This window comes from Nocardia heshunensis, assembly GCF_054782115.1.
The window spans coordinates 109,328-124,616 of record NZ_BAAGTC010000002.1 but is presented as its reverse complement, the minus strand read 5'-3'; the positions used below and the strand labels follow the sequence as shown (position 1 = coordinate 124,616).

At 67.3% G+C, this 15,289-nt stretch carries 14 protein-coding genes; 5 read left to right on the top strand and 9 right to left on the bottom strand.

The window, feature by feature from the left end:
* The first annotated feature begins 36 nt into the window (after positions 1-36).
* The 3 genes from ACYVN4_RS00575 (at position 37) to ACYVN4_RS00565 (ending at position 2,305) form a co-directional block, all read left to right on the top strand.
* Positions 37-474, top strand: coding sequence for a hypothetical protein (locus ACYVN4_RS00575; RefSeq protein ID WP_460717223.1), 438 nt, complete (start codon positions 37-39; stop codon positions 472-474).
* Between the two features lie 215 nt (positions 475-689).
* Positions 690-1,775, top strand: coding sequence for a beta family protein (locus tag ACYVN4_RS00570; protein ID WP_460717222.1), 1,086 nt, complete (start codon positions 690-692; stop codon positions 1,773-1,775).
* A 116-nt stretch (positions 1,776-1,891) separates the two neighbouring features.
* Positions 1,892-2,305, top strand: coding sequence for a DUF805 domain-containing protein (locus tag ACYVN4_RS00565; protein ID WP_460717221.1), 414 nt, complete (start codon positions 1,892-1,894; stop codon positions 2,303-2,305).
* Positions 2,306-2,325: 20 nt separating this feature from the next.
* On the opposite strand, the gene ACYVN4_RS00560 is transcribed toward ACYVN4_RS00565, so the two are convergent.
* Entirely contained in the window at positions 2,326-2,742 is a 417-nt protein-coding gene (locus ACYVN4_RS00560; RefSeq protein WP_460717220.1) for a nuclear transport factor 2 family protein, read from the bottom strand.
* 171 nt (positions 2,743-2,913) lie between these two features.
* Here ACYVN4_RS00560 and ACYVN4_RS00555 point away from each other — a divergent pair, with 171 nt between their 5' ends.
* The gene (locus tag ACYVN4_RS00555) at positions 2,914-3,669 is read left to right on the top strand and encodes a sulfite exporter TauE/SafE family protein (RefSeq protein ID WP_460717219.1); all 756 of its coding nucleotides are present in this window, start codon (positions 2,914-2,916) and stop codon (positions 3,667-3,669) included.
* Between the two features lie 56 nt (positions 3,670-3,725).
* Here ACYVN4_RS00555 and ACYVN4_RS00550 read toward each other — a convergent pair whose 3' ends face one another.
* Positions 3,726-5,204: an MDR family MFS transporter gene (locus ACYVN4_RS00550; RefSeq protein WP_460717218.1), complete on the bottom strand. Its 1,479-nt coding sequence runs from the start codon at positions 5,202-5,204 to the stop codon at positions 3,726-3,728.
* Positions 5,205-5,492: 288 nt separating this feature from the next.
* Here ACYVN4_RS00550 and ACYVN4_RS00545 point away from each other — a divergent pair, with 288 nt between their 5' ends.
* Positions 5,493-8,264: an AAA family ATPase gene (locus ACYVN4_RS00545; protein ID WP_460717217.1), complete on the top strand. Its 2,772-nt coding sequence runs from the start codon at positions 5,493-5,495 to the stop codon at positions 8,262-8,264.
* 9 nt (positions 8,265-8,273) lie between these two features.
* Here ACYVN4_RS00545 and ACYVN4_RS00540 read toward each other — a convergent pair whose 3' ends face one another.
* The 7 genes from ACYVN4_RS00540 to ACYVN4_RS00510 all read right to left on the bottom strand — a co-directional run bounded on the left by ACYVN4_RS00540 (position 8,274) and on the right by ACYVN4_RS00510 (position 15,070).
* Positions 8,274-8,642 (bottom strand): nuclear transport factor 2 family protein, encoded by a 369-nt coding sequence (locus ACYVN4_RS00540; RefSeq protein ID WP_460717216.1) that lies wholly within the window; start codon positions 8,640-8,642, stop codon positions 8,274-8,276.
* A gap of 94 nt (positions 8,643-8,736) precedes the next feature.
* Positions 8,737-10,203 (bottom strand): peptide MFS transporter, encoded by a 1,467-nt coding sequence (locus ACYVN4_RS00535; RefSeq protein WP_460717215.1) that lies wholly within the window; start codon positions 10,201-10,203, stop codon positions 8,737-8,739.
* A gap of 155 nt (positions 10,204-10,358) precedes the next feature.
* Complete coding sequence (locus ACYVN4_RS00530) at positions 10,359-11,375, bottom strand: Ppx/GppA phosphatase family protein (RefSeq protein WP_460717214.1); 1,017 nt, start codon at positions 11,373-11,375, stop codon at positions 10,359-10,361.
* A 221-nt stretch (positions 11,376-11,596) separates the two neighbouring features.
* Positions 11,597-12,145, bottom strand: a complete 549-nt coding sequence (locus ACYVN4_RS00525) for a DUF501 domain-containing protein (protein WP_460717213.1) — start codon at positions 12,143-12,145, stop codon at positions 11,597-11,599.
* The gene (locus ACYVN4_RS00520) at positions 12,142-12,783 is read right to left on the bottom strand and encodes an FtsB family cell division protein (protein ID WP_460717212.1); all 642 of its coding nucleotides are present in this window, start codon (positions 12,781-12,783) and stop codon (positions 12,142-12,144) included. Before ACYVN4_RS00520 ends, ACYVN4_RS00525 begins: the two co-directional genes overlap by 4 nt.
* A gap of 103 nt (positions 12,784-12,886) precedes the next feature.
* Positions 12,887-14,173 carry a phosphopyruvate hydratase gene (gene eno, locus ACYVN4_RS00515; protein WP_452396407.1) on the bottom strand — a complete coding sequence of 429 codons (1,287 nt, stop codon included), beginning with the start codon at positions 14,171-14,173 and terminating at the stop codon, positions 12,887-12,889.
* A 165-nt stretch (positions 14,174-14,338) separates the two neighbouring features.
* Positions 14,339-15,070 carry a lytic transglycosylase domain-containing protein gene (locus ACYVN4_RS00510; RefSeq protein ID WP_460717211.1) on the bottom strand — a complete coding sequence of 244 codons (732 nt, stop codon included), beginning with the start codon at positions 15,068-15,070 and terminating at the stop codon, positions 14,339-14,341.
* Between the last annotated feature and the right edge of the window lie 219 nt (positions 15,071-15,289).

Below are 15,289 nucleotides of genomic sequence, written 5' to 3'. Positions count from 1 at the left end.
AAAATCGTGCAGGCCAATGGCATTGAAGGAATCCCCGTGCGCGCACCACATCTCGTCGTCGTTCTCGGCGCACTAGCCGCCGCCACAGCCCTGACCTGCGCTACCGCAGCCGCAGACGCTCCCCTCACCGTCGACACCGCCATCGCGTCCAATGGCAATGCCGTGGTGAGCATTTCCTACCAATGCGCCCCCGGCCTCGGCGCAGAACTATCGGTCACGGTGCGAGAAACCCCCTTCCTGGCCCCGGGCATCAACGGCCCCGGCGTCACCGGCACCGCCCTAGCCCCCGCCACCTGCATCGGCCAACCCCAACAGGCCACAGTCGCGGTGAATCCCGTTCAGCTGCTGCAATTGTTCGGCGAGCCCACCAAATTCCAATCCGGCTCCACCACCGACGTCACCGTCTCCGTCCTCCAGCTGACCCCGAATTCCCCGGTAGTCACCGCCCGAAAGCACTTCCCCCACTTGGGCTGAACACTGACCTCGAGTGCCCGGCATGTGACGGATTTGGCCATCCGTCCAACCTCGTGCCGAGACGACACCCGCGGGTTGCGACTCAGCCGGATACTACGAGCAGCGCCTCGAGCTGTGCGATCGAGGCGGACCGCTTGTAGGACAGGTGATTCGGATGCCAGGCATCGTCGCCACCCCCGGTCGGTAGCCCGCAGATGGACACCACGCCACGGTATATGCCGATCTTGAAGAGTCGGCGCGGTGAGCTAACCGCTCTCGAGAACATGAAGCCAGGCCTCGGCGAGTTCTGCGTACCGCTGATCGAGATCGTCCCCACCGATGAGATGCGTATCGAACCTCGACCACCGCCGACGATACTGAAACTCGCACTCAATACGACCTTGGACGCACTGCGCAAACACTGGAGGATTTGTCTCGATCTGATCGTCGATGTCCACAACCTGCCTCCGGCAGCCGACTGGAATCCTACGGCGCAGGTCGTCGAGAACTGCTTCGGCAGTGCTCAATTGGGCGTCATTCCCGCTGTACGACTGTCGGATTCACAGCAGGTTCTCCACGAGGTCGGGGAGGCCGTACGCCGATCGCTGCATCAGCCGGTCTGCCTGCGTCTCACATCGCCAGACCTGTCCGGCCGTAACATTCACCTCCTCGCAGTGCGGATAAGCAGAGCCCTCGCTGCTCTGGGAATGCCCAGCGGCAGAGTTCATCTCGTACTCGACTTCGGATGTATCTCCGATGATGCAGACGTCGACCGTAAGACCCGAGCTGCCCTGACGGCAGTGCTCGGCCTACCGCATCTCGACGAATGGATGTCCATAACACTTGCAGGCGGGGCATTTCCGCCCGATCTCCGTGACGTCGAGCCGAAGCTCCTCACTCGAATCGACCGCAAGGAAGTCACCCTCTGGCGCGATGTCCGGCGACAACTGCTCGGACACAGCAGAATTCCGACCTTCGGTGACTATGGTGTCGCGCATCCGATACTTCCACCCGGCAAGGGTCACGGTCCGCCTCCACAGCTTCGGTACACCGCTGCTGGGTCGTGGCTCGTTCTGAAATACCGCAGGACCGACGGTTTCGCCCGATTCTTCGATATCTGCAGTCAGATGGCCGCGAGGTCGGAGTTCACGCGTGGATTGACCTGGGGCGATGAGCAAATCGCGAGTCGAGCCTGGCAGGATCACGGCGATCGAGCTGCCACGCTGAACGGGCCGGGCAACGGATCCACGTGGCGAGCCATCGGCACCAGCCATCACATCGGATTCGTGCTGGACCGTCTCGCAACGGCAGGAGAACCTTAGGGGGATCCACCGCCCGAAAGCACTTCCCCCACTTGAGGTGACGCGAAACGCCGAGTTGCGGGCTGGACCAGGCTGTGAATTAATGCCCGGGTTCGATTGCTTTTCGGGGAGGGTTCATGGGTTTCGGGGCGGCTATCAAGGCTGCGTTTTCGCAGTACGCCACTTTCAGTGGGCGGGCGACGCGTAGCGAGTTCTGGTGGTTCACGCTGTTCTACTACCTGATTATTATCGGCGGCGCGGTGCTCAGCGGGGCGCTCTCGGGAGCGACGTCCGATGACGGTTCACCGGCGTCGTTGCTGTTCATCGTCGTATTCATCGGTCTGTTCCTGCCATCGGTGTCGGTGCGCGTGCGCCGCCTGCACGATGCCGGTTACTCCGGGTGGTGGCTGCTGATCGCCATTGTGCCGTTCATCGGCGGCATCACCCTGCTCGTCTTCTCGCTGCAGGACGGCAACTACGGTCCCAACCAATACGGCCCGGACCCGAAGAACCGCGCCCCCATCGACTTCGGCGCACCCACCTACTACTGACACCGCGCAGATCGCCGAAATCAGCTTGCGGGGAAGAGAAGTCGGGCGGCGTAGGCGGTGTCGAAGTATTCGCGGGCTTCCGCGATGCGGCCGTCCGCGACGCGGAAGGCGATCACCACGGCGTTGACGTACTCCTCGCCCGCCACTGTCGTTGCGCGGGTGGTCCATTCGGCGATGGCGTGGTCACCGTCGGCGAAGACCCCACGGACGTCCTGGCTCATCGGCTGGGTCGTGTCGAAGCGGGCGAGCATGGCGGGGAGGAAGCCGTGGAAGATGCCGTCGGGGCCGGTCCAGGTGCCCGAGGTGGGGAGGTCGCCCGCCAGGGTCCAGGTGGCATCTTCGGTGAAGAATTCGCGGCGGCGTTCGACGGCCTCGCCGGTCTGCAGGGCGCGGATGTAGTTCTCGATCACGGTGCGGGTTTCTGCTGTGCTGCTCATGGCATTCAGTTCACCGGAGATCACCGCGTCGGCCAATGAGCAACCCGCGCTCGTAGCGATAAGGAATGGTTATCGTCCGGGCCGGGGATGCCCGCGCGAACCGGTCGCGGCGAATTCGTAGGATGTCCGGGTGAGTGCTGGGTGTTCTTGTTCCCGGCCCGGTGAACGTCGGTGACCGCGGTCGTGGCGGTCGAGTTGATCGCGGTGGGTTTCGCGGCCGGATTGGTCAGTGTGCTGGTCAGTCTGGCCTCGCTGGTGTCGTATCCGGCCCTGCTCGGTATGGGCTTGATGCCGGTCGCCGCAAATGTCACCAACACGGTGGCGCTGATCTTCACGGGGGTCGGGGCGGCGGCGGGGTCGCGGCAGGAACTCGCGGGAACGCGGCGCACGGTGCTGCGGCTCGGGGTGGTCGCGGCGGTCGGCGGCGCGATCGGGGCGGTACTGCTGCTGGTCGCGCCCGCATCGACCTTCCAGGTGGTGGTGCCGTTCCTGATCGGCGGCGCCTCGGTGTTCCTGCTCGCGCAACCGCATCTGGCTCGCCGCTGGCAGCACACGAGCCACGCCGAAAGAACCTGGCGCAACCGATTGTTGGGGATGCTGCTGTTCGGGGCCGCTATCTACGCCGGGTATTTCGGTGCGGCGGGCGGGATTCTGATCCTCGCGCTCATCTCGGCCATGTATCCGGAGTGGTCGCCGCAGCGCGCCAATGCGGTCAAGAGCATCACCTCGATGTGCGCGAACGGTTCGGCCGCCATCGGTTTCGCGTTCTACGGTCCCGTGCACTGGGCCTACGTCGCACCGCTGGCCCTGGGCTTCCTGCTGGGCGGGCGGGTCGGCCCGGTGGTCGCGCGGCGGCTACCGAGCAACAGCCTGCGCGTGATCGCCGCCGGATGCGGTATCGCCCTCGCGGTGAAATTCGCGGTCTGACAACGCGAAAGCGCCCACGGCATTCCGCCGTGGGCGCTTTCAACTTCTTACGAGCGTCAGTCCTTGACCAGTTCCGGTAGCTCGGAATCCTCGACCACATCCGGGATCTCGGCACCGTGATGCCCCGTCGCCGAACGACTGGGCAGCAGCACCGCCATCACGATCACCACGATGGACAGGGCCGCGGAGACCGCGAACGCCATCCGCATACCGGACAGATGCGCCTCCAGCGGGTTGGAGACGGTCTGGGCGACATCCTTGGCCCGCGAGGTCATGACCGTCACCACCAGCGCGGTACCGAACGCGGCCGCCACCTGCTGCAGGGTCGCCAGCATGGAACTGCCGTGCGAGTACAGGTGCATCGGCAGCGCGCCCAGGCCCAGGGTGAAGACCGGGGTGAAGGTCGCCGCCAGCGACACCATGAGCAGCACGTGCATCGCCACCAGCAGGACGTACGGCGAGGTCAGCGACAGCTGGGTGAAGCCCGCGAGCGCGGCGGTAATGCCGATCGCGCCGGGAATCACCAGCACCCGGCCACCGAACCGGTCGAAGATCTTGCCGACCGTGGGGCCGAGCAGACCCATCGCCAGACCACCCGGCATGACCAGCAGACCGGTCTTCAGCGGGGTCAGCTCGCGCAGGTTCTGCAGGTACAGGGGCAGCAGGATCATCGAACCCATCATGGCCAGGAAGGCCACCGCCATGAGGATGAGCGACTTGGTGTAGGTGGGGGCCAGCAGGACACGCAGGTCCAGCAGCGGAGTGCCCTTGCGCTGCAGGGAAATCTGCCGGAAGGCGAAGATGGCGATCAGGGCCGCACCACCGGCGACGATCAGCGCCGGAACGGCCGTGCTGCCACCGGCGAACTTGCTCAGGCCGTACACCAGTCCACCGAAACCGAAGGCCGCGAACAGCACGCTGAGCCAGTCGATCGAACCTGGCTGCGGCTCACCGACATTCTCCAGATTGCGCAGGCCGAAGGCCGTCACCGCCGCGGCGATGGGGAGCACCAGCACGAACAGCCAACGCCAGGAGCCGATCTGCAGCACCAGGCCGGAGATGACCGGGCCCATGGCCGGAGCCACCGAGATGGCCAGGGTGACATTGCCCATGACCCGCCCGCGATCGTTCTCGGGGACGACGGTCATCAGGGTGGTCATCAGCAGCGGCATCATGACCGCGGTGCCGCCCGCCTGGATCACACGGCCGACCAGCAGCACCGCGAACGTCGGCGCGACCGCGGCCAGCGCGGTACCGACCAGGAAGGTTCCCATGGCGAGGGCGTAGGCGCGGCGGGTGGTGACCCGCTGCAGGAACCAACCGGTGACCGGGATGACCGCCGCCATGGTGAGCATGAACGCGGTAGAAACCCACTGGGCGGTCAGTTCGCTGGAGACGTGCAGATCCTTCATGAGACGCGGGATCGCATTGATCATGATGGTCTCGTTCAAGATCACCGTGAAGGTCGCGAGCACCAACAACCGGATGACGGTTGGCGTCCGCTGCTTGGTCGAGCTAGCGGATATGTCGGGCATCGGAAGAACCTCCGGCTAATCGTGTTCGAGGGGTTACGTGGACCGATGTCGAGTCGGCGACTGCACTGTCCGGTGCCACACCGGTACAGACGGGGACAGCACGCACAACTCATCGGTCGCGACCCAGTATTCCGTCGGGGTCCGACAAATTTCACCCGATTAATGCGGGCTCGACAACCAGCTACCACCCCGAAAACCGGCCCCTATCAGGTGATATCACCATCATCAAGATCGCTTGGTGAGCCAGATCACGTCCGCCGCGACCGGAAACCGCCATGATGGTGACCGATGGAGGATGTGAGAACGACCGTGGCCGTACATATTCCGCAGCTGCGGGGACGCGAGCGCGAGCAACAGACACTCGAGACACTGATCGCGGGCGCGCGCGAGGGGCACAGCGCCGTGCTGGTGCTGCGCGGCGAAGCGGGCATCGGCAAGACCGCCCTGCTGGACTACGCCGTCGCGCACGCGCGTGACCTCCGGGTATTGCGCGGCACCGGCATCGAGGCCGAGGCCGAATTACCGTTCGCCGGGCTGCAATTGCTGCTGCGCCCCGCCCTCGACCGGCTGCCGGGTCTGCCGGAACCCCAGCGGGTCGCGCTGACCGGCGCCCTGGGGCTGGGCCCCGGCGGCGGCGAGCCCATGCTGACCGGTTTGGCGGTGCTCTCACTGCTCACCGAGTACGCCGAGGGCACCGGGTTGCTGGTCGTCGTCGATGATGCGCAATGGCTGGACCGGGCATCGCAGCACGCGTTGCTGTTCGCGGCCCGCCGTCTGCAGGCCGAGGGGGTGGCGCTGCTGTTCGGCGTCCGCGAGGGCGAGGGCTCCTTCGAAACGACCGGCCTCCCCGAAACACCTCTGACGGGATTGTCGCCCGAGGCGTCGGCGGCGCTGCTGGACGAGCACGCGCTCACCCCGGCGGTGCGCTATCGGCTGCTGGCCGAGGCTCAGGGCAATCCACTGGCCCTGCGCGAACTGCCGGTGGCCATGGCGGCCGAGCCGACCGCCGACCTCAGCGCCGGTGCACTGCCGCTGACCGATCGGCTGCGGCTGGCCTTCCACGGCCGCATCAGCCGCCTGCCCGAGCCGACCCGGACTCTGTTGACGGTGATGGCCGTCGACGAGAGCTGCGAACCCGCCGTCATCCTGCGCGCCGCCACCGCGCTCGGCTCCGGTGTGGACGACCTCGGACCCGCCGAGGCGGCCGGGCTGCTACACCGGGGCGTGGGCATCGATTCGCCGATCACCTTCCGGCATCCATTGATTCGCGCCGCCGTCTACCAGCGCGCCCCGCTGGGAATGCGGATGGCGGTGCACCGCGCATTGGCCGACGCCCTGGACGCACCCGAACAGGCCGACCGACAGGCGTGGCATCGCGCGGCGGCCGCGGTCGGCCCCGACGCCGAGGTGGCGAATGCCCTGGAGCGCAATGCGATTCGGGCTCGCGAGCGCGGTGGATTCCGGGCCGCGGCCGCCGCCTACGAGCGAGCGGCCCGGCTCAGCGAGCAGGCCGCGGATCGGACCCGGCGGCAGACCCTCGCCGCGCAGGCCGCGCTGGAGTCGGGTGAGCTGGAACGCGCCGGTGAGCTGGCCCGGCGCACCGCACGCGAGGTCGACTCGGATGCATTGCGCGCCAGCCTCTCCCAGGTACAGGCGCTGGCCCGCTTCTGGCAGGGCGAGTTTCCCGACGCACACCGGCTGTTGACCGACGCGGCGGCGAGCATCGCGGCCACCGCGCCCGAGCAGGCGGCGGACATGCTGGTGCAGGCCATGCACACCGGATGGTATCTGGGCGAGGCCGAGTTGCGGGAGGTCTTGAAACAGCTTGCCGAGCTGCGGCTCTCGGACGAGTTGCCGGTGACGCCGGTGGTGCGTTTCATCGGCGGACTCTTCGGCCGCGGCCCCGGCACTCCCCTGGCACTCGACGATATTCTCGGCGAGATCCGCGCTCGGGGAACGGTTTCGGATCAGGTTCTGCTGATCCTGTGCGGGATTGCGCTCTCGCGCGGGCAGGATGGGCCGGCTTCGGAACTCGCCCGGTCGCTGGAGGCCGGGTATCGCGCCGCCGGTGCGGCCGGGCGGCTGCCGACCGTGCTGTTCTTCGCGGCCGAGGCCGAGATATTCACCGGGCGGCTGCGGGATGCGCGCGCCACCACGATCGAGGCCCGCGATCTCGCGCGCGACACCGGGCAGCAGCAGTGGGTACGCCAACTCAGCAGTGTCCTGGCGCAGCTGGCGGCCCTGCGCGGGGACGAGGACGAGTGCCGGGCGTATGCGGAACTCGGGCTCACCGGGGACACCCCGGGAGCCACCGCACCCGGTGCGCCGTGGGCGCATTGGTCATTGGGGCTGCTGGAATTGGGAGCCGGACGCGCCGAAGCGGCGCTGTCACGCTTCGAGCGCTTGACGAAATCGCCCTTCAACCATCACATTTGCGCGACCCGCTCGATCCCCGACCTGGTGGAGGCGGCGGTTCGGCTCGGTGCCGCCGAGCGCGCCGAGACGCCCGCCGCGAACTTCGAAGGCTGGGCGCAGTCGGTAGGCCAGCCTTGGGCCGAGGCCCTGGCGCTGCGCTGCCGCGCACTGCTCGAGGACGAGCGAGCCGAGGAACTGTACCTGCGGGCGCTCGAGATTCACGATCGTGAGGCCCGGCCGATCGAATTCGCCCGCACCGCTTTGCTGTTCGGCGAATGGCTGCGCCGGGCCCGCCGCAAATCCGAGGCCCGCACCCGGCTCTACGAGGCCCTCGAAGTCTTCGAGCGACTGGAACTGGCCCCGTGGGCGCGGCGGGCGCGCAACGAGTTGACCGCCGCGGGAGCTGCCGAGGCCGTCGATGCCGTGGGGGCCGATACGACGCCAACCCCCAACGCGGCCACCGGACTTACTCCGCAGGAGTTGCAGATCGTCCGGCTGGCCGCCCAGGGGTTGTCGAATCGGGATATCGCCGCGCAGATGTTCCTCAGCCACCGCACCGTGGGCTATCACCTCTACAAGGCGTATCCGAAACTCGGTGTCACCTCGCGCGGCGAGCTGAAAGAGCTTGCCGCGCAATTGAGGTGACATCCGGTCTCAGAGCCCCGCGGGCACCTGATCGAGGAACCCGTACACCCGCTCGATGCGGCCGTCCTCGGCGATGGCCGCCACATCGAACCCGACGACCAGCGGCTCCGCGCCGGGCGCGCCCAGGTTCCAGGTGAACCGGGCAATGTGGTGGTTGCTGTCGACCGCCGCGCCGAGGCTGAATTCCAGGCCCGCGAACTGGCCCTGCACGGCCGCGATGGTGGCGTCGAGTCCGGCGTGGCCGCGCACCGAAACCAGCGGGTCGGTGTATTCCGCGTCCTCGGTGAAGAGCTCGGCCACCAGGGCCGCCCGGGCGCTCGCATCGGTGGTGTTCCAGGCGGTCAGGTAGCGCTCGACCAGCTCGTTCATGTCGCTCATGGTGTTCTCCTCGTTGTTCCGAACTTGATGAGAACAACGTTATGAAGATCCGAGCGCCCCGGAATCTGTCGTACTTAAGTACTGACGACCGGTCTCAGTGCACGCCCTCCATGTGACGGGTGATCCAGGGCGCGACGGCCCAGACGCAGGCGCCGACGATCATGGCCACCACACCGGTGATGCCGAAGTAGGCGAGCTCGTGGGAGGGGTCGTAGAACTTCGAGAGCACGCCCGACATCGAGGTGCCGATGCCGACGGAGAAGAAGTAGAGGGCCATCATCTGCGAGCGGAAGACCTTGGGGGCCAGCTTGGTTGTGACCGAGAGGCCGATCGGGGAGAGCATCAGTTCCGAGATCGCGAACGCGCCGAGGATGAAGAACACGATCACGAACGACACCGACTTGCCGTGGCTGCCGGAGAACAGCGTGAACAGCAGGAACGCCGCGCCCATGCCGATCACGCCGAGCGAGAACTTGCGCGGGGTGCTCGGGGCCCGGCGGCCCAGGCGGGTCCACATGACCGCGAACAGCGGCGACAGCGCGATGATCCACACCGGCTCCATCGAGCCGATCCAGTTCGAGGGCGCGGTCCAGCCGAAGATGGACCAGTTCATGCGCTCGTCGGAGTACACCGCGAGGACGGTGAAGATCTGCTGGAACAGCGACCAGAACACGGCATTGGCGACGAACAGCGGCATGTACGCGCGCACCCGGGTGCGTTCGATCGCGGATACCTTCTCGCTGGTCAGCATGATGGCGAAGTAGGCGATCGAGGCGGCGATGATCACCACGGTGGTGGCGTCGGGCAGATTCGACAGGGTCACCAGCTTGACCGCCCAGGCGATGGCGATGGCCACCAGGATGGCCGCGAAGGCCGCGACCACCTTCGGAATCGCGGTGCGCGGCAGCGGGTTCGGCACATCGCGCCCGTGCTCGCCGAGATTGCGGCGGAAGACAACGTACTGGGTCAGGCCGATGGCCATACCGACGGCGGCCGCGCCGAAGCCGTAGTGGAAGCCGACGTGGTCCTGCAGCAGACCGGTGATCAGCGGACCGGCGAAAGCACCCAGGTTGATGCCCAGATAGAACAGCGTGAAGCCGCCGTCCGCGCGCGGGTCGTCCTTGTCGTAGAGGGTGCCCAGCAACGAGGAGGCATTCGCCTTCAACCCGCCCGAGCCGAGCGCGACCAGCACCAGACCGACGCCAACGCCGGTGAGGCCGGGCAGGATCGCCAGCGCGATGTGACCCGCCATGACGATGACGCCGCCGTAGAAGACGGTGCGCTCCGAGCCGAGGATGCGGTCGGCGACCCACGCGCCCAGCACGGTCGAGAGATAGACGAGACCGCCGTACGCGCCGACGATGCCGGTGGCGGTGGACTTGGAGATGCCGAGACCGCCGTCGGCGGCCGTGTAGTACAGGTAGTAGCCGAGAATCGTGAGCATGCCGTAGAACGAGAATCGTTCCCACAGCTCGACACCGAACAGATTCGCGATACCGATGGGGTGGCCGAACAAGGTCCGTTCGGTGGCCGGTTTCGCGGGGTTAGCTACTCCTGACATACCCGAGACCCTCCCATATAGGGCAATCTGACAGCAACCTCAGGTATTAACCTACGTCACAATTGCCCGGGGAAAGCCGAGGACGAGCAGGGCGAAGGACAAAAGCCCTCAATCTGCTTGATAAGTGCCCTGATCGGGCGATCAGCCCGCCCTGATCAGGCAATGGAGAGCGCGATGCCGTCCAGAATGTCGTGTTCGCTGACGATCAGCTCGCTGATTCCGGCCCGCCGCGCCAGCTCATCGGCGAGCACTTCGGCTATCACCGCGCCACCGCCGATCACATCGACCCGGCCCGGATGCATGGGCCCGAGCGCGGCCCGCTCGTCGTGGTTCATGCCGATCAGCCGATCGCACACCTTGCGCAGTTCGGCCAGCGGCAGCCGGGTGAGATGCACCCGCTCCGAATCGTATTCGGGCAGATCCAGCGACACCGCGGCGATCGTGGTCATGGTCCCGGCCACGCCCACCCAGGTCCGCGCCCGCTCCACCGGCACCACGCCGAACGCCTGCGCCAGCCGCTCCGAGGCGAAGAACCGTGCCGACGCGACCTCCTCGCGGGTCGGCGGATTGCCGTGCAGGCAGCGCTCGGTGATCCGCACGCAGCCGATATCGGCCGAGTACGCGGATTGCACTCCGGAGGCGTCGCCGAGCACCACCTCGGTGGACCCGCCGCCGAGATCCACCACCACGAAAGGCCCATCGGCACTGGAGAGTTCGCCCACCGCCCCCGAGAAAGACAGCCGCGCCTCCTCATCTCCGGAGATGACCTCGGCCTGCGCCCCCTCCACCACGCGGCCCAGCTCCACACCGGTCATGGTGAAGAAGTCCTCGCGATTGGCGGCATCCCGCGTCGCCGAGGTTGCGGTCATCCGGACCCGCGCCACGCCGTGCTTCAACATCAGCTCGACGTAGTCGTGCAGGGCCACCCGAGTGCGTTCGATCGCTTCGGGATTCAGCTCGCCGGTCGCGTCCACGCCCTGACCGAGCCGCACGATCCGCATCTCCCGATGCACATCGATCAAATACGGCTTGCCGTCCGCGTCCCGCGTCACGTCGGCGATCAGCAACCGAATCGAATTCGTCCCGCAGTCGACCGCCGCGATCCGCTCGTGCCCCTCGGCCGCCGCACTCCCGGCCCCGGCCGCACTCTGGGCGAATTCCGCGTTGCTCATGCCTGACCTCTGAATTCGACTAGTTCTGAACACATTCCGCCGGACCCGCCCGCACCGCCGCGGCCCTGCGACTGCCAGCGGCCACGCCGCCACTTCGGCACGCCAGGTACGCCCGTCTCGGACATCAGGCAGCCTACCGACCCGACGGTCCCATGCCGCCGCTGTGAGCAAATCGAACCTCGGGGCAGCCGCTGGAGGCAGCTGCCACCGCGGCTGGACGCCTATTCGCCGTCGGCGGGCGAATCAGTGTTGTATTCCTCGGATTTCGGCCAGTCGGCCGGGATCGCGGTGCCACGCAGGCCGTGGTCGGCGGCGAGGGCAACGGCTTCGTCACCGAGGAGGTTGAGGCCGGGGCCCTTGGCCAGGGAGTGGGCGATGAGGACGTGCAGGCACTTCACGCGGTCGGGCATGCCGCCGCCGGCGAAGTCGGTGCCGAGGTCCTCGATGGCGTTGCGTTCGGACAGGTAACTGTCGTACGCGGCGCGGTAGGAGGCGGCCAGTTGCGGGTCGCGGGTGAGGCGTTCGGACATGTCACGCATCAGGCCGGTGGTCTCGAGGCGGCTCGCCTCGGCGGTCAGGCGGGGGTCCGTGAGGTAGTACAGGGTCGGGAAGGGGGTGCCGTCGGGCAGCTTCGGCGCGGTCTTCACGACCGCGGGCCGACCGTCGGGGGTGTGGTAGGCCACGGCCAGTACGCCGCGCGGAGTCCGGCCCAGTTGTTCGGCGACGATCGCGAGATCGCGCTCGCTGGGTTCGTTCTCGGCTGCGGTCACCTGGGTTGTCCTTCCGGAGTGGGCGGCGGGGGGTTCGGGGTGGCGGCGGCGCCCGGGGTGGCAGCCGGTTGTGGCGACGAAATGCTGTGCCACACCTGCGTGTACCAGGGGTCGGGCGCCTTGGCCTTGGTGGCCGGGGGCGGGATGGCCGGTTGCTCGATATCGGGGATCTGCACGATATAGGGCGTCTCACCCGGCATGACCAGGCGCAGGCGGTCACGCGCCTCGGCCCGGATGTAGTTCGGATCCTGTTGCTGGGCACGGCGATCGCGCAGATCCGCGACGTCCTGCTCCAGCTGGTGATGCTGCAGGGCCAGTTCGTGGGCGTCGGAGCGCTGGGTGAAGTAGGTGCGCAGCGGCACCGCCAGCGTGAGCGCCAGCCCGCACAGCACCGCGGCCAGCAGCACCGCCCGGCCCGTGGAAAGGCCGAGGATCTTGCGTTCGTGCCGTTCGGAATTCGCGGCACGGGTCGCCTTGGCGGCGGCGCGGCGCTTGCTCACCCGCTGCCCGATGCTCCCGGAACCCGACTCCGACCGAGCCGTTTTCGTGGTCTTCTTCGGCGTGGCCCGCGACGAGCGCGACGGGCGGCGATCACCGCGTCCTGCCGGACTGGTACCGCGCGCCCGTCGCTCCGTCATGTCACACCTCGAATATCGGCCGATTGCCCAAACTCCCGGGGTTTCAGGGGGCACGGCCCCCTGAATTCCCTTGGAGCCCGTAAGGGCTCAGCTTTCGACTATGTCAGCCTTCGAACGCGAAACGCGGGAACGCCACGTCACCGGCGTAGCGAGCCGAGTCACCCAGGGCGTCCTCGATGCGCAGCAGCTGGTTGTACTTGGCGACGCGCTCCGAGCGAGCCGGGGCGCCGGTCTTGATCTGACCGGAGCCGACGGCCACGGCCAGGTCGGCGATGGTGGTGTCCTCGGTCTCGCCGGACCGGTGCGACATCATCGTCTTGTAGCCGTTGCGGTGGGCCAGGTCGACCGCGTCCAGGGTCTCGGTCAGGGTGCCGATCTGGTTGACCTTCACCAGCAGTGCGTTGGCCGCACCCTTGGCGATGCCCTCTTCCAGGCGCTCCGGGTTGGTGACGAACAGGTCGTCGCCGACGATCTGCACCTTGTCGCCGATCGAGTCGGTCAGCGAGACCCAGCCGTCCCAGTCGTCCTCCGACAGCGGGTCCTCGATCGAGACGATCGGGTAGGCGGTCAGCAGGTTGGCGTAGAAGTCCGACATCTCGGCCGCGGTGTGCAGCTTGCCCTCGAACTTGTAACCCTCACCGGTGGTGTAGAACTCGGTGGCGGCCACGTCCAGGGCCAGCGCTATCTCGCTGCCCAGCTTGAAACCGGCCTTCTCGATCGCCGAGGCGATCAGGTCCAGCGCGGCGCGGGTGTTGGCGACCGACGGCGCGAAACCGCCCTCGTCGCCCAGACCGGTGGACAGGCCCTGAGCCTTCAGCACCGACTTCAGCGTGTGGTAGACCTCCGCACCCCAGCGCAGCGACTCCTTGAAGGTCGGCGCGCCGATCGGGGCGATCATGAATTCCTGCACGTCGACACCGGAATCGGCGTGCGCGCCACCGTTGAGGATGTTCATCATCGGGACGGGCAGGACGTGGGCGTTCGGGCCGCCGACGTAGCGGAACAGCTCCAGGCCCGAGGACTCGGCGGCCGCGCGGGCCACCGCCAGCGAAACACCCAGCAGGGCGTTCGCGCCCAGACGCGACTTGTCCGGGGTGCCGTCCAGATCCAGCAGGGTCTGGTCGACGGTGCGCTGCTCGACGGCGTCGAGACCGATCACGGCCGGGGCGATCTCGTCGAGGACACCCTCGACGGCCTTCTGCACGCCCTTGCCCTGGTAGCGGTCGCCGCCATCCCGCAGCTCGACGGCCTCGTGCTCACCGGTGGACGCGCCGGAAGGCACGGCCGCGCGGGTGAGGGTGCCGTCGTCGAGAGCGATCTCGACCTCGACGGTGGGGTTGCCACGCGAATCCAGGATCTCGCGAGCTCCGACCTGTTCGATGATGGCCACGAAACGACACTCCTTCGGCTGCTGACTCGGCAGGTCGCACGGCGAACCCGTGCGCTGACGAGCCTACTGTGCCGGAATCGGGCCTGCGCATCCCCCCATCGGCGTGGCCACAAGATATAAACCGGCTGGGCTGCCCGGACCGGATCGGGCCGGGCCCGAATCGGATCAGGCGCTACGGCCGACGCTGTAGGCGGCGGCGCGGTACCGGACGGTGCTCATGTAGCTGGTCGATTGGTTGTAGGTGAGCAGGGCCTTCTGCCAGCCGTCGACGGTGGTCATGTTGCCACCCATGGCGCACAGGTAGCGGGCGGCGGTGAGGGCGGCGTCGTCGATATTGTCCGGGTCGATCTTGCCGTCGCCGTTGGCGTCGACGCCCCAACGCTGCCAGGTCTCGGGGATGAACTGGAACGGGCCCATGGCGCGCACGTAGACCGGATTCGCTTCGGTCGAACCGGTATCCAGGATGCGCGCCCGGCCCGGCGAACCGTCCAACGGCAGTCCGCGAATCGGCGGCGACACCGTCCCGTCGTCGGCGAGATGGGACCCGCCGTGTGAACCGTGCTGGCTCTCCACGCTGGCGATCCCGGCGAGAGTGGTCCAGCCGATGCCGCATTCGGGTTTGGAGCGGGCGAGCACCGCCGCCGCGTAGCCGTACGCCTCCAGCGCAGTCACCGGAATCCCGGTCGTCGAGTGCTGTTCCTTCGCCCAACCCTCCAGCTGAATCGCGCTGCGCCCCGGCGCATCCAGGTCGATCGCCGGAATCGGCGCACCCACCGGGGGCGGCATATCGTCGGGTACCGGGGTGAGATGCACTGCGCCGCAACCGGTCAGCAATACCAGCGCGGCCGCCGTGCCCAACAGGCCGGCGCGGGTCGATCGGGCCCGGAGGTCGGCCATTCGGATTCGCACTCCTCTCATCATCCAGATGGATCGGTCGCGGGGCGAGGAACGTGAACGCGGCTCGCCCGAATCGTGGCTACCGATCCGCTTCAGCTAATCTCCCGGCTACCGTCTGATACCGATCAGCTATTTCTTCAACACGCCTTTAGGTAAGCCTTGCCAAATTAACCGGGGCCGAATACGGTCGTTGGCCGGAGCTAGATCACCTCGTCACCA

What these genes read in the sequence shown, in the direction of transcription:
- ACYVN4_RS00570 (WP_460717222.1), top strand. Translation starts at nt 690, where the DNA reads ATGCCGATCTTGAAGAGTCGGCGCGGTGAGCTAACCGCTCTCGAGAAC.
- ACYVN4_RS00510 (WP_460717211.1), bottom strand. Translation starts at nt 15,070, where the DNA reads ATGGCCGACCTCCGGGCCCGATCGACCCGCGCCGGCCTGTTGGGCACG.
- ACYVN4_RS00540 (WP_460717216.1), bottom strand. Translation starts at nt 8,642, where the DNA reads ATGAGCGACATGAACGAGCTGGTCGAGCGCTACCTGACCGCCTGGAAC.
- ACYVN4_RS00565 (WP_460717221.1), top strand. Translation starts at nt 1,892, where the DNA reads ATGGGTTTCGGGGCGGCTATCAAGGCTGCGTTTTCGCAGTACGCCACT.
- ACYVN4_RS00560 (WP_460717220.1), bottom strand. Translation starts at nt 2,742, where the DNA reads ATGAGCAGCACAGCAGAAACCCGCACCGTGATCGAGAACTACATCCGC.
- ACYVN4_RS00530 (WP_460717214.1), bottom strand. Translation starts at nt 11,375, where the DNA reads ATGAGCAACGCGGAATTCGCCCAGAGTGCGGCCGGGGCCGGGAGTGCG.
- ACYVN4_RS00550 (WP_460717218.1), bottom strand. Translation starts at nt 5,204, where the DNA reads ATGCCCGACATATCCGCTAGCTCGACCAAGCAGCGGACGCCAACCGTC.
- ACYVN4_RS00520 (WP_460717212.1), bottom strand. Translation starts at nt 12,783, where the DNA reads ATGACGGAGCGACGGGCGCGCGGTACCAGTCCGGCAGGACGCGGTGAT.
- ACYVN4_RS00535 (WP_460717215.1), bottom strand. Translation starts at nt 10,203, where the DNA reads ATGTCAGGAGTAGCTAACCCCGCGAAACCGGCCACCGAACGGACCTTG.
- ACYVN4_RS00545 (WP_460717217.1), top strand. Translation starts at nt 5,493, where the DNA reads ATGGAGGATGTGAGAACGACCGTGGCCGTACATATTCCGCAGCTGCGG.